The sequence below is a fragment of the Streptomyces sp. RLA131 genome (assembly GCF_056270125.1).
Window position 1 is genome coordinate 4,695,888 of the sequence record NZ_JBWDOQ010000002.1, and the last position, 13,483, is coordinate 4,709,370.

The window sequence follows — 13,483 nt, forward strand, 5'->3', positions numbered from 1 at the left end:
GGGTGATGCCGGCAGGGGCGAAGTGGTCGCGCGGCTGTCCGGTCTCGCGGGCACGCCGGACCGGCCGCGCCGGACCCTCTTGCCCCGGCGCGGCGGGCTCGCGCACGCGGCGCGGCCCGCCGGCGGTGAGAGCGCTCGCGCCGAGGGGCGGCGGGGTCGGCGAGTGCGGGCGTGTCCGCCCGGCCCCGGCCCCGGCTCCGGCTCCGGCTCCGGCCCCGGCACCGCCGGAGGCCGGTCGTGGGGCGGCGGGGTGCCGCGGTCGTGCGGCTCAGGGTTCCAGGACCACCTTGCCCATGGTGCGGCGGCCTTCCAGTGCGGTGTGCGCGGCTGCGGCGTCGGCCAGGGGGAAGCGCTGGAGAGCGGGTACGAGCCGCCTCGTCGCGGCTTCGGCCAGTGCGGCGGTTTCCAGGCCGCGCAGGCCGTCCGCGCCGGCGGCGGCGAGCATGGGCGGGCCGACCAGGAGCTCGCCCCGTCCCGGCTGCGGCGGCTCACCGGACGACCAGCCGTACACCAGGTGCCGGCCGCCGTCCCCGAGCAGTGCCACCGCCTCGCGGGCGAGGGCGCCGCCGACGCCGTCGAAGACCCTCGTCGCCGTACGGCCGCCGAGCGCGGCCCTGGCGTGTCCGGGCCATCCGTCGGCGGAGTAGTCGACGGCGGCGTCCGCGCCGAGCGCGAGGACCCGTCCGGCCTTGGCGGATCCGCCCGCCAGGCCGATCACCACGGCTCCGGCCCGGTGTGCGGCCTGTACCAGCAGGGTGCCGATGCCGCCGGCCGCCGCGGTGACGACGACCACGTCGTCCGGGCCCAGCGGCCCGGCCTGGCGGAGGATGCCCAGGGTCGTACGACCGGTGCCGATCATGGCCACCGCGGTCGCGAAGTCCAGGGCGTCCGGCAGGACGTGCGGCTTGTCGGTGCCGGTGACGGCCAGTTCGGCGTAGCCGCCGGGCACCATGCCGAGGTGGGCGACGACGCGCCGGCCCAGCCACTGCGGCCCGACGCCCGCGCCCACCGCGTCCACCGTCCCGGCGACCTCGCGGCCGGGGATCGTCGGCAGGTCGGGAAGCGCGTACGGGCCCTTGGGGTCGCCGGCCCGGATCGCGGTGTCGATGACGTGCACCCCGGCCGCCGCGACAGCGATCCGCACCTGGCCGGGGCCGGGTTCCGGGTCCTCGGTCCGCTCGTGACGGAGGTTCTCGGCCGGTCCGAAGGCATGGAGTCGGATGGCGTGCACGGTGGGCTCCTGGAGGTGGGCGGACGCGTGACGTCAGCCTTGGACCTCAACCCTGGTTGAGGTCAAGTCCTCGGGAACCGCGCCAGCAGATCCCAGACGACCGGATTCCGGTCCAGCCCGTCGTGCATGTCGGTCAGATCGGCGACCAGGTCCTGCAGGAAGTCGCGGGCCTCCCGGCGCAGTTCCGCGTGGTTGAAGGCCAGCGGCGGATCGTCGGGGGCCCAGTCGGCGGTGACGTCCACCCAGCCGAAGCGCCGTTCGAAGCGCAGCCGGTCGGTGGACTCGGTGAAGTCCAGCTCGGCGTACTGCGGCCGGGCCGCGCGACTGCCCAGGGGGTCGCGGTCGAGCCGCTCGACGATGTCGCACAGCGCCCACGCGAAGTCCAGTACCGGAACCCATCCCCAGGCTGTGGACAACTCGCGGTCCGACTTCACGTCCGCGAGGTAGACGTCGCCGCAGAACAGGTCGTGCCGCAGCGTGTGGACGTCCGCGCTGCGGTAGTCGGTCTGGGGCGGGTCCGGGAAGCGGCGGGAGAGCGAGTAGCCGATATCGATCACGTCGCCGATGGTGTCATGGGCGTGCGGACAAGCCGGTGGCCCCGGTCCGTTCTGGACGGACCGGGGCCACCGTGGGACCGGACGTCAGAGACTGACGCCGAAGTCGGTCGCGATGCCCGCCAGGCCGGACGCGTAGCCCTGGCCCACGGCCCGGAACTTCCACTCGGCGCCGTTGCGGTACAGCTCGCCGAAGACCATCGCGGTCTCGGTGGCCGCGTCCTCGCTGAGGTCGTAGCGGGCGATCTCGGCGCCGCCGGCCTGGTTGATGATGCGGATGTACGCGTTCCGCACCTGGCCGAAGTTCTGGCTGCGCGTCTCGGCGTCGTAGATCGACACCGGGAAGACGATCTTGTCGATGTCGGCCGGGAGGCCCGCGAGGTTGACGTTGATGGACTCGTCGTCGCCCGAGCCCTCGCCGGTGCGGTTGTCACCGGTGTGGACGATGGTCTGGTCCGGGCTGGTCTTGTTGTTGAAGAAGACGAAGTGGCCGTCCGAGTAGACCTTGCCGCCCGTGTTGACGGCGATGGCGCTCGCGTCCAGGTCGAAATCGGTGCCGGTGGTGGTGCGAACGTCCCAGCCGAGGCCGACCGTGACAGCCGTCAGGCCCGGTGCCTCCTTGGTGAGCGAGACATTGCCGCCCTTGGACAGGCTTACAGCCATGGGAGTCCCTCCGTGATGCCGATGCGTTACCGGCGAACGACGCTACCTTCATCGGGCACAACGTCGTCAGGGGGTCACTCGGTTCCGTTCGCGGCCAAAAACCGCGTGACGGACCGCTGCCGGACACGGGATCATGGGACACATGTCCGGGCCACTGCAAATCCGCGGCTCGGTCTCCGTCCCGGAGGCCGAGCTGATGTGGCGTTTCTCCCGCTCCTCCGGGCCCGGCGGCCAGCACGTCAACACCAGCGACAGCCAGGTCGAGCTGCGCTTCGACCTGGCCGCCACCGACGCCCTCCCCCCGGTGTGGAAGGAACGCGCCCTCGAACGGCTCGCCGGCCGCCTCACCGGCGGCGTGCTGTCCGTACGGGCCTCCGAGCACCGCTCCCAGTGGCGCAACCGGGAGACCGCCGCCGCCCGGATGGCCTCCCTCCTCGCCGAGGCCACCGCGCCCCCGCCCAAGGCCCGGCGGGCCACCCGCATCCCGCGCGGCATCAACGAACGCCGCCTGGAGCACAAGAAGCGCCGCGCCAACACCAAGCGGGGCCGATCCGGCAAGGACTGGAGCTGAACGCCCCATGAGCGACGCCACGGGCGACATCACGGACGACATGACGGACGGCGTCACGGACGACATCACGGACGGGGACAAGGCCGCCCGCCGCTTCGCCGCGATCCGCGCGTGCGACCGGGTGCTGTCCTACGGCAGGCCGCTGACGATGGGCGAGCAACTCGCCCGCCTGACCGGGTACGAGGGCCTCGACCGCCGGCCCGACATGTACGGCGACGGCATCGTCGCCGAACTGGAGCAGCGGGTCGCCGGGCTGCTGGGCACCGAAGCCGCCGCCTTCTTCCCGACCGGCACCATGGCCCAGCAGGCCGCCCTGCGCTGCTGGGCCGGGCAGACCGGCAACTCCACGGTCGCCCTGCACCCGCTGGCGCACCCGGAGGTCCACGAGCGGGGCGCCCTCGGCACCCTGAGCGGGCTGCGCACCGTCCACCCCACCACCGCGCGCCGGCTGCCCAGCGCCGACGAGATACGTGACCTCGACGAGCCGTTCGGCACCCTGATGCTCGAACTGCCGCTGCGCGACGCCGGTTTCCTCCTCCCCACCTGGGAGGAGCTCACCGCGACCGTCGCCGCCGCCGTCCAGCGCGACGCCGTCGTCCACTTCGACGGCGCCCGGCTGTGGGAGTGCCCGCCGCACTTCGGGCACTCCCTGCGCGAGATCGCCGGGCTCGCCGACAGCGTCTACGTCTCGTTCTACAAGTCCCTCGGCGGTATCTCCGGCGCCGCCCTCGCCGGACCCGCCGACTTCGTCGCCGAGGCCAAGGCCTGGCGGCACCGCTACGGCGGTCTGCTCTTCCAGCAGTGGCCCGCCGTGCTGGCCGCGCTGCACGGCCTCGACCACGAACTGCCGCGCCTGCCCGGCTATGTCGCCCACGCCAAGGTCGTCGCCACGGCGCTGCGGGAGGCGCTGGAGGGCGCCGTGCCGTTCTTCCGGATCAGCCCGGAGGCTCCGTACACCCACCAGTTCCAGGTCTGGCTGCCCTATGACGCCGACGCGCTCGACGCGGCCGGTCTGCGCCAGGCGGAGGAGTCCGGGACGGCCGTCTTCGGCAGGTGGTTCGCCTCGGAACTGCCGGGTCTTTCGGTCACCGAGGTGACGGTGGCCGCCTCCGCGCTGGAGTGGACGGCGGAGGACGTACGCAAGGGCGTCGCCGACTTCCTCGCCTACGGGCCGTCCGGCGGCTGAACACAGGCGCGCTGTCCAGCCGTCCGGCGATCGAGGACAACACGGCCACCGGAAGGACCCGGTGAACCGACCCGGTCGCCGCGCCAGGCCCCGCGCCAGGCCCCGCGCTAGCCGCCCGCGCTGCCCGCCCGCACCAGCCCGGTCTCGTAGGCCAGCACCACGGCCTGCACCCGGTCGCGCAGGCCGAGCTTGGTGAGTATCCGGCCGACGTGGGTCTTCACGGTGGCCTCCGAGAGCACCAGTTTGCGCGCGATCTCGCCGTTGGACAGGCCCTGGGCGACCAGCAGCAGCACCTCGCGCTCGCGCTCGGTGAGCCGGTCGAGGTTCTCCGCGCCCGGCTCGGCGGTGGTGCTGGGCAGCATCGGCGTGAAGCGGTCGAGGAGCCGGCGGGTGGTGCTGGGAGCCACGACGGCGTCGCCGCTGTGGACGGCCCGGATGGCGGCGAGGAGGTCGCCGGGCGGGACGTCCTTGAGCATGAAGCCGCTGGCGCCGGCCTTCAGGGCGGAGAAGGCGTACTCGTCCAGGTCGAAGGTGGTCAGGATCAGGACCCGCGGGCCGTTCTCGTCGTCCCGGCCGCCGGGCCGGTCGCCGCAGATCCTGCGGGTCGCCTCGACGCCGTCCATCCTCGGCATGCGCACATCCATCAGCACCACGTCCACCTTGGTGGAGCGCAGCACGTCCACGGCCTCCGCGCCGTCGCCCGCCTCGGCTACGACCTCCATGTCGGGCTGGGCCTGCAGCACCATGCGGAAGCCGGTGCGCAGCAGCGCCTGGTCGTCGACGAGCATCACGCGGATCGCCATGGTCGTGGGGTCCTCTTCTCCGTCGTTCTCTGTCGTTCTCAGTCGTTCTGTGTGGTTCCGTCGTGCTCTGGTGCTAGTGGGTGGCCTTGACCGGCAGGACGGCACTGACCCGGAAGCCGCCGCCCGGCCTCGGTCCGGCGTCCAGGGTGCCGCTGACCATACCGACGCGCTCGCGCATGCCGATGAGGCCCTGACCGAGGCCGTCCTCGCCGCCCTCCTCGTACAACTCGTGCTGCGCGCCGCGCCCGTCGTCGTCTATCAGCAGGGCCAGTTCGCTGTCGCCGAAGCCGATGCTCACGCTGGCGCTCACCTCCGGGCCGCCGTGCTTGCGGGTGTTGGTCAGGGCCTCCTGCACGATGCGGTACGCGGTCAGCTCGACCCCGCTGGGCAGCGGCCGCGGCTCACCGGTCATCTCGAACCGCACCGGCAGTCCGGCTCCCCGCACCTGCTCGATGAGGTCGGAGAGCTGGTCGACGCCGGGCTGCGGGACGTACTCGCCGCCGTGGTCGTCGGCCGACCGGAGCAGGCCGAGCAGCCTGCGCATCTCGGCGAGCGCCTGGCGCCCGGTCGAGGAGATGGTCTCCAGCGCCTGCTTGGCCTGCGCGGGGGAGGCGTCCAGGACGTAGGCGGCGCCGTCCGCCTGCACCACCATCACCGAGACGTTGTGCGCGACGACGTCGTGCAGCTCCCGGGCGATCCGGGCGCGCTCGGCCGCCACCGCCGCCCTGGACTGCGCCTCGCGCTCCCGGTGCAGGCGGGCGGCGCGCTCCTCCAGCTGGGCGTAGTAGGCCCGGCGGGTGCGCAGGCTGTCGCCGACGACCCAGGCCAGGGCGAAGGGGACGGTCAGGAAGACCATGCCGAACAGCTGGCCCCACTCGCCCTCGCTCCCGTCCGGCCAGCGCAGGGTGGCGATGGGTGAGGCGCACAGTCCGCCGATCAGGGCGAGGCGGGAGGCCCAGCGGGTGCCGACGGCCGCGACCGTGTAGATGATCACCAGCATCGCGAAGTCGCTGGGATTGACGCCGATGTCGAACACGACCTGGGCCACGCCCGCGGCTATCGCGAGCACGAGCATCTGCTCGGGCATCCGGCGTCGCAGCGCGACGACGACCGACAGCGCGAGGGTCGTCGGCAGGGCGGTGAGTGACGCCTCCGCGGTGATCCACATGGCGGACAGACCGAGCAGTACGACAGCCCAGAAGGTGTCGACACCGGTCGGGTGCCTGCGGAAGAAATCGTAGAGGCGCTGCACGTCACCCAGCGTATGTAACGCCGGTGTGTGCGGGAGTCAGCCGGAGGAGCGATCCGTCCTACTCCGCAGGGTGGACCCGGGGGCGGTCCGGCTCAGCCTGCGCGGCGGTGGTTGGGCCGGTTGCCGGAGCGGGAGCGCTTCTCGATGTACATCCGCTGGTCCGCCGACTTCAGCACCTCGTCGGCCGTCATGCCGCAGCCGGCCCAGCCGATGCCGAAGCTGGCGCCGACCCTCACGGCCCGGCCGTCGACCCGGATCGGCGGGATGATCGCGTTGCGCAGGCGTTCGGCGAGGTCGGCCGCGTCGTCGTCGGCCAGTCCGTCGGCGAGGACCACGAACTCGTCGCCGCCGAGCCGGGCGACGGTGTCGCCGTCGCGCACGACGCTGGTGAGCCGCCGGGCGACCTCGATGAGGACCGCGTCGCCGGTGTGGTGGCCGAAGCGGTCGTTGATGGACTTGAAGCCGTCCAGGTCGCAGAAGAGCACCGCCAGCCCCTTGCCCCCGGCGGCCTCGCCCTCGGGGGCCACGGTGTGGGTGTGGTGGTGGTCGTAGCCGGCCAGCGGGGCGGCCAGTTCGTCGGGGCCGTAGCCGTAGCTGTACGCGTCGGTGTACCGGGAGGTGTCACCGGCCTGGTGCTGCGGGCGGTCGCAGAGCTTGCCGGACAGCCGGGCGCGCAGTTCGGCGCTGTTGGGCAGTCCGGTCAGCGAGTCGTGGCTGGCCCGGTGGGCCAACGCCAGCTCGCGGCCCTTGCGTTCCTCGATGTCCTCGACGTGGGTGAGCAGGAAGCGCGGCCCGTCGGTGGTGTCGGCGACCACCGAGTTGCGCAGCGAGACCCAGACGTACGTTCCGTCGCGCCGCTGGAGGCGCAGTTCGGCCCGGCCGCCCTCGGCGCTGGTGCGCAGCAGGACCCCGACGTCCTCGGGGTGGACCAGGTCGGAGAAGGAGTAGCGGCGCATGATGGCGGCGGGCCGCCCGAGCAGCCGGCACAGCGCGTCGTTGGCGCGTACGACCTTGCCGTGCTGGTCGCCGCCCATCTCGGCGATGGCCATGCCGCTGGGCGCGTACTCGAAGGCCTGCCGGAAGCTCTCCTCGCTGGCCCGCAGCGCCTGCTGCTCCCGCTCCAGCCGGACCAGGGCGCGCTGCATGTTGGCCCGCAGCCGCGCGTTGCTGATGGCTATGGCCGCCTGGAAGGCGTACATCTGCAGGGCCTCGCAGCCCCAGGGGCCGGGGTGGCGGCCGTTGCTGGGCTTGTCGACGGATATGACGCCGATCAGCTCGCCGCCGCCGGCGAGCGAGGCGTACATCGGCGCGTAGAGCCGGTCGTCGGGGTGCCACTCGTCGGGGAAGCGCGGCGGCGGCCCGTCCACGTGCCAGGTGGGGACGTCGTCGCCGTCCAGGACCCAGCCCTCGGTGTGCGGTATGAACCGGAGTGTGCCCCAGTGCTGGGCCATGGTCAGCCGGCGGTCCCACGAGGCGCGGCTGCCGACCCGGCCGGCCAGCAGGGCCTCGGCGGCGGCGCTTCCCGAGACGGCGGCAACGACCAGATCCCCGTCCTGGCGGACGAGGTTGACGGCGGCGAGTTCGAAACCGAGGCCGTTGACCACACCGTCCGTGACGGCCTGGAGGGTGTCGGCCAGGCTGCGCGCCGTGTTGAGTTCGGCCACGACCTGGTGTACCTGACGCAGCGTGGTGAGGCGAACATATGGCTCCGACTCGGTGTCCATCGCCCTCCCCGAGCCTCGAAGCGACTGCTTGTGACGCTGATTGCCAGCTTGGCGTCCGGTTCTCATCGCAACTGAATCACAGCGAGGAGTTCGGCCGGTACACAGGGTCAACAATTCATGTCGCTTGTGACTCAAGTCACACTCATTGGTCAAATCTTAACTACAGAGGGTTTGGCTTTGCGCTTTGATGTCTTTACAGCTTGAACACATTTGATCGTCTATGACTGTGTGCTGACTGTCCTGAGTGTGCTGACGGGCGGTCCCGGAACGGCCGTCGGACCGGGACTTACGCAACATGTCCTAGGTCCAACGCCCGATCCGCCGGCCCGCCGGCCCGGTTAGCGTTCCCTGCGTGCATCCTGAGACCGTGGTCCCCTCCCCAGGGTCCGTCGACCCCGAAGCCTTCCGCGCCGCCATGTCCCGCCTGGCGTCGGGCGTCGCCCTGCTGAGCGCCCATGAGCCCGAGGACGGCCCGCCCGGTCCCGGGGCCGCCGGCCATGTGTGCTCGCCGCGCTGCGAGGACGTCGGCATGACCGCGACCGCCTTCCTGTCCGTCTCGCTCGAACCCCCGCTGGTCCTGGTCAGCCTGCGCGAGGGCTCGCGCATGGACGACCTGCTGGAGTGGCAGAGCCGGTGGGCGGTGTCCGTGCTCAGCGAGAGCCAGCGGCACATCGCCGGCCGCTTCGCGATGCGCGGCCGGATCAGCGACCGGCTGCTCTTCGAGGACCTGCCCCACTACCGGGGCGAGGAGTCCGGCGCCCCCGTACTCGACGGCGCGCTCGCCGTCCTGGAGTGCCGCACCGAGCAGCGGGTGCCCGCCGGGGACCACACCCTGGTCGTAGGCCGGGTGCTCACCGCCGGCACCCCCGGCACCGACGGCGGCCCGCTGACGTACTTCCGGGGCCGCTACCGCTTCCTCGCGTGAACAGGCCGCAGAAGGCCGGAAACACTCCCGTAGCATGAAGCCGTACGTCCGGTACCCGCGAGGACTGGAACGGAAGGCGAGCGACGAGCGTGAACGCATCACACACCCCGGGGCCGATGCCCCACCACGCCGAGGGCGCGGCGGGCCGCCCCGCGCGGCTCACGGTCGGCGTCGTCGGCACGGGCCGGGTCGGCCCCGCGCTCGCCGCGGCCCTGGCCCTCGCCGGACACCACCCCGTCGCGGCCTCCGGCGTCTCCGACACCTCCCGCCGGCGGGCCGCCGAGCTGCTGCCCGACGTCCCCCTGGTCGAACCCGCCCAGGTGCTCGCCCGAGCCGAACTGGTGCTGCTGACGGTGCCCGACGACGCCCTCCCCGGGCTGGTCGCCGGTCTGGCCGAGACCGGCGCCGTCCGCCCCGGCCAGCTCCTCGTCCACACCTCCGGGCGGTACGGGACCGGCGTACTGGAACCCGCCCTGCGGGCCGGCGCGCTGCCGCTGGCACTGCACCCCGCCATGACCTTCACCGGCACCTCGGTGGACGTCCAGCGGCTCGCCGGCTGCTCCTTCGGGGTGACCGCGCCGTACGAACTGCGCATGGCCGCCGAAGCCCTGGTCATCGAGATGGGCGGCGAACCCGAATGGATCGAGGAATCCGCCCGCCCGCTCTACCACGCGGCCCTCGCCATCGGCGCGAACCACCTGGTCACCCTGGTCGCCCAGTCCATGGAGCTGCTGCGCGCCTCCGGCGTCGCCGAACCCGGCCGGATGCTCGGCCCCCTCCTCGGCGCCGCCCTCGACAACGCGCTGCGCAGCGGCGACCAGGCCCTCACCGGCCCCGTCGCCCGGGGTGACGCCGGCACCGTGGCCGCCCACCTGGAGGAGCTGCGCAGGCGCTCCCCGCAGGCCGTCGCCTCCTACCTCGCGATGGCCCGCGCCACGGCCGACCGGGCCCTGGCCAACGGCATGCTCAAGCCGGAACTGGCCGAGCCGCTGCTGGAGGTCCTGGCGGACGGGGGCGAGCGATGAGCGTCCGGCTGCTGGAGACCGCCAAGGAACTGGCCGCCCCGCGCGAGCCCGGCCGTACGCGGGCCGTCGTGATGACCATGGGCGCCCTCCACCAGGGCCACGCCGCCCTGATCCGTACCGCCCGGCAGCACGCGGGCGAGCAGGGCGAGGTCGTGGTCACCGTCTTCGTCAACCCGCTGCAGTTCGGGCCCGGCGAGGACCTCGACCGCTACCCCCGCACTCTCGACGCCGACCTCGTACTCGCCGAGCAGGCCGGCGCGGACCTCGTCCTCGCGCCCGCCGTCGGCGAGGTCTACCCCGGCGGCGAGCCCCAGGTCCGTATCACCGCCGGCCCGATGGGCGAGCGCTACGAGGGCGCCTCCCGCCCGGGGCACTTCGACGGAATGCTGACCGTCGTGGCCAAGCTGCTCCACCTCACCCGGCCCGACCTCGCCCTCTACGGACAGAAGGACGCCCAGCAGCTCGCCCTGATCCGGCGGATGGTGGCCGACCTCGACTTCCCGGTCGGGATCGTCGGCGTCCCCACCGTCCGTGAGGACGACGGGCTGGCCCTGTCCAGCCGCAACCGGTTCCTGTCCGCGCGGGAACGGCAGACCGCGCTGACCCTCTCCCGGGCCCTGTTCGCCGGCCGGGACGCGCTGGACGCCGGCCCCGCCGCCGTACTGGCCGCCGCCCGGTCCGTCCTGGAGCGCCCCGGCGGCCCGGACCTGGACTATGTGGCCCTCATCGACCCCCGCGAGTTCCGTGACGCGGCCCCGGGCCACACCGGCCCGGCGGTACTCGCGGTCGCCGCCGGGGTCGGCACGACGCGGTTGATCGACAACATTCCCCTGGAGTTCGGAGCCCGCCCATGAGCGGCACAGAGATACGTCTGCACGCCCCCGCACCCGGCTGGGCGCACGAGGCGGACGTGGTGGTCGTCGGATCCGGGGTCGCCGGACTCACCGTCGCGCTGCGCTGCGCGGCCGCCGGCGCGCGCGTCACCGTCGTCACCAAGGCCCGGCTCGACGACGGCTCGACCCGCTGGGCCCAGGGCGGCATCGCGGCCGCCCTCGGCGAGGGGGACACCCCGGAGCAGCACCTGGACGACACCCTGGTGGCGGGCGCCGGGCTGTGCGACGCCGAAGCGGTACGGATCCTGGTCACCGAGGGCCCGGACGCCGTACGGCGCCTCATCGCCACCGGCGCGCAGTTCGACACCAGCGAGACCACCGGCGAGATCCTCCTCACCCGCGAGGGCGGCCACCACCGCCGCCGTATCGCGCACGCCGGCGGGGACGCGACCGGCGCCGAGATCTCCCGGGCACTGATCGACGCGGTCCGCGCGGCCGGGATCGAGTTCATCGAGAACGCGCTCGTCCTGGACCTGCTCACGGACGCCGCCGGCCGCACCGCCGGCGTCACGCTGCACGTCATGGGCGAGGGCCAGCGCGACGGCGTGGGCGCGGTCCGCGCGAAGGCGGTCGTCCTGGCGACCGGCGGCATGGGCCAGGTCTTCAGCGCCACCACCAACCCGGCGGTCTCCACCGGCGACGGCGTCGCCCTCGCCCTGCGTGCCGGCGCGGAGGTCTCCGACCTGGAGTTCGTGCAGTTCCATCCCACCGTGCTCTTCCTCGGCCCCGACGCCGAGGGCCAGCAGCCGCTGGTCTCCGAGGCGGTGCGCGGCGAGGGCGCGTACCTCGTCGACGCCGACGGCGTGCGCTTCATGCAGGGGCAGCACGAGCTGGCGGAACTCGCCCCGCGCGACATCGTCGCCAAGGGCATCATGCGCAGGATGCGGGAGCAGGACGCCGAGCACATGTACCTCGACGCCCGCCACTTCGGCGCCGAGATGTGGGAGCACCGCTTCCCGACCATCCTGGCCGCCTGCCGCGCCAACGGCATCGACCCGGTCACCGAGACCATCCCGGTCGCCCCCGCCGCGCACTACGCCTCGGGCGGCGTGCGCACCGACCTGCGCGGCCGCACCACCGTCCCGGGCCTGTACGCCTGCGGCGAGGTCGCCTGCACCGGCGTGCACGGGGCGAACCGCCTGGCGTCGAACTCGCTCCTGGAAGGCCTGGTCTTCGCCGAGCGCATCGCCGCCGACATCACCGCGCACCCCGCCGCCCCCGGGGAGCCGGTCGTCCCGGACCCGAGCCGCTTCCCGCTGCTGTCCTACGAGACCCGCTTCGAGATCCAGCGCGTCATGACCCGGGGCGCCGGCGTGCTGCGCAGCGCGCGAAGCCTGGAGCAGGCCGCCGCCGCCCTGGAGCGGATCTACGACCAGGCCGCCGACGACCTCGCGCGGGACGGCAAGACCGCCGAGCCCTGTGTGGAGACCTGGGAGGCGTCCAACCTCAGCCTGGTCGCCCGGGTCCTGGTCGCGGCCGCGCTGCGCCGCGAGGAGACCCGTGGCTGCCACTGGCGCGAGGACCACCCGGACCGCGACGACCCGGCGTGGCACCGCCACCTCGTCGTACGCCTGACCCCCGAGCGGACGCTCGCGGTGCACACCACCGAGTCGGCGGAACTGCCGCCCACCACGGATACGGAGCCACAGCTGTGACCGAGCACGATCACCACGACCTCCCCCTGGTTCCCGCCGACGGGGCCGGTGGCTGCGGCGACGGCTGCGGCTGCGCGTCGGGCGACGGGTCCGCCGACGAGGAGTACGAGTGCGGTCTGGACCCCGCGCTCGCCGAGCTGCTCGCCGACGCCGGACTCGACCCGATCGAGGTCGAGGACATCGCGCACATGGCGCTCGCCGAGGACCTGGCCGGCGGTGTGGACGTCACCACCGTGGCCACCGTCCCCGAGGACGCCGTCGCGGTCGGCGACTTCACCGCCCGCGAACCGGGCGTGGTCGCCGGGCTCCGGGTCGCCGAGGCGATCCTGTCCGTGGTCTGCGCCGAGGAGTTCGAGGTCGAACGGCACGTCGAGGACGGCGACACGGTCAAGGCCGGCCAGGTCCTGCTGTCGGTGACCGCCCGGACCCGCGACCTCCTCACCGGCGAGCGCAGCGCCCTCAACCTGCTGTGCCGGCTGTCCGGCATCGCCACCGCCACCCGCGCCTGGGCCGACGCCCTGGAGGGCACCAGGGCCCGGGTCCGCGACACCCGTAAGACCACGCCGGGCCTGCGCTCGCTGGAGAAGTACGCGGTGCGCACCGGCGGCGGCGTCAACCACCGCATGTCGCTGTCCGACGCGGCCCTGGTCAAGGACAACCACGTGGTCGCGGCCGGCGGTGTGGGCGCGGCCTTCAAGGCGGTACGCGAGCAGTTCCCCGACCTGGACATCGAGGTCGAGACCGACACCCTCCACCAGGTCCGCGAGGTCCTGGACGCGGGCGCCGACCTGATCCTGCTGGACAACTTCACCCCCGCCGAGACCGAGGAGGCCGTCGCCATCGTCGCCGGCCGGGCCGCCCTGGAGTCCTCGGGCCGCCTCACCCTCGCCAACGCCCGCGCCTACGCGGTCACCGGTGTCGACTACCTCGCCGTCGGCGCCCTCACCCACTCCTCCCCGATCCTCGACATCGGCCTCGACCTGCGGCCGGGGAACTGATCA

General features: G+C 73.3%; 13 protein-coding genes. 7 read left to right on the forward strand and 6 right to left on the reverse strand.

What is annotated here, in order from left to right; all coding sequences use genetic code 11:
• Window positions 1-268: 268 nt before the first annotated feature.
• The 3 genes from RWE79_RS22235 to RWE79_RS22245 all read right to left on the reverse strand — a co-directional run bounded on the left by RWE79_RS22235 (window position 269) and on the right by RWE79_RS22245 (window position 2,448).
• A complete protein-coding gene (locus tag RWE79_RS22235; RefSeq protein WP_475941818.1) occupies window positions 269-1,231 on the reverse strand; it encodes a zinc-binding dehydrogenase in 963 nt (320 codons plus the stop codon).
• 62 nt (window positions 1,232-1,293) lie between these two features.
• The gene (locus RWE79_RS22240) at window positions 1,294-1,788 is read right to left on the reverse strand and encodes a hypothetical protein (protein WP_475941819.1); all 495 of its coding nucleotides are present in this window, start codon (window positions 1,786-1,788) and stop codon (window positions 1,294-1,296) included.
• 84 nt (window positions 1,789-1,872) lie between these two features.
• Window positions 1,873-2,448, reverse strand: a complete 576-nt coding sequence (locus RWE79_RS22245) for a TerD family protein (RefSeq protein ID WP_475941820.1) — start codon at window positions 2,446-2,448, stop codon at window positions 1,873-1,875.
• Between the two features lie 133 nt (window positions 2,449-2,581).
• On the opposite strand from RWE79_RS22245, the gene arfB reads away from it, so the two are divergent.
• Both arfB and RWE79_RS22255 read left to right on the forward strand, forming a co-directional pair.
• Entirely contained in the window at window positions 2,582-3,019 is a 438-nt protein-coding gene (arfB, locus tag RWE79_RS22250) for an alternative ribosome rescue aminoacyl-tRNA hydrolase ArfB (protein ID WP_475941821.1), read from the forward strand.
• Between the two features lie 7 nt (window positions 3,020-3,026).
• Window positions 3,027-4,205: a threonine aldolase family protein gene (locus tag RWE79_RS22255; RefSeq protein ID WP_475941822.1), complete on the forward strand. Its 1,179-nt coding sequence runs from the start codon at window positions 3,027-3,029 to the stop codon at window positions 4,203-4,205.
• A gap of 107 nt (window positions 4,206-4,312) precedes the next feature.
• Here RWE79_RS22255 and RWE79_RS22260 read toward each other — a convergent pair whose 3' ends face one another.
• The 3 genes from RWE79_RS22260 to cdgB form a co-directional block, all read right to left on the reverse strand.
• The gene (locus RWE79_RS22260) at window positions 4,313-5,008 is read right to left on the reverse strand and encodes a response regulator (protein ID WP_475941823.1); all 696 of its coding nucleotides are present in this window, start codon (window positions 5,006-5,008) and stop codon (window positions 4,313-4,315) included.
• A 73-nt stretch (window positions 5,009-5,081) separates the two neighbouring features.
• The gene (locus RWE79_RS22265; RefSeq protein ID WP_475941824.1) at window positions 5,082-6,260 is read right to left on the reverse strand and encodes a sensor histidine kinase; all 1,179 of its coding nucleotides are present in this window, start codon (window positions 6,258-6,260) and stop codon (window positions 5,082-5,084) included.
• A gap of 92 nt (window positions 6,261-6,352) precedes the next feature.
• Window positions 6,353-7,984, reverse strand: coding sequence for a diguanylate cyclase CdgB (gene cdgB / locus RWE79_RS22270; RefSeq protein ID WP_475941825.1), 1,632 nt, complete (start codon window positions 7,982-7,984; stop codon window positions 6,353-6,355).
• A 415-nt stretch (window positions 7,985-8,399) separates the two neighbouring features.
• On the opposite strand from cdgB, the gene RWE79_RS22275 reads away from it, so the two are divergent.
• The 5 genes from RWE79_RS22275 to nadC all read left to right on the forward strand — a co-directional run bounded on the left by RWE79_RS22275 (window position 8,400) and on the right by nadC (window position 13,480).
• Window positions 8,400-8,909 (forward strand): flavin reductase family protein, encoded by a 510-nt coding sequence (locus RWE79_RS22275; protein ID WP_475946008.1) that lies wholly within the window; start codon window positions 8,400-8,402, stop codon window positions 8,907-8,909.
• 116 nt (window positions 8,910-9,025) lie between these two features.
• A complete protein-coding gene (locus tag RWE79_RS22280) occupies window positions 9,026-9,934 on the forward strand; it encodes a Rossmann-like and DUF2520 domain-containing protein (RefSeq protein ID WP_475946010.1) in 909 nt (302 codons plus the stop codon).
• On the forward strand, window positions 9,931-10,788 hold the full coding sequence (gene panC / locus RWE79_RS22285; RefSeq protein ID WP_475941826.1) for a pantoate--beta-alanine ligase: 858 nt from the start codon (window positions 9,931-9,933) through the stop codon (window positions 10,786-10,788). The genes RWE79_RS22280 and panC overlap by 4 nt, the downstream gene beginning before the upstream one ends.
• Complete coding sequence (locus RWE79_RS22290; RefSeq protein WP_475941827.1) at window positions 10,785-12,482, forward strand: L-aspartate oxidase; 1,698 nt, start codon at window positions 10,785-10,787, stop codon at window positions 12,480-12,482. The genes panC and RWE79_RS22290 overlap by 4 nt, the downstream gene beginning before the upstream one ends.
• Window positions 12,479-13,480, forward strand: coding sequence for a carboxylating nicotinate-nucleotide diphosphorylase (gene nadC, locus RWE79_RS22295; protein WP_475941828.1), 1,002 nt, complete (start codon window positions 12,479-12,481; stop codon window positions 13,478-13,480). The genes RWE79_RS22290 and nadC overlap by 4 nt, the downstream gene beginning before the upstream one ends.
• The last annotated feature ends 3 nt before the right edge of the window (window positions 13,481-13,483 follow it).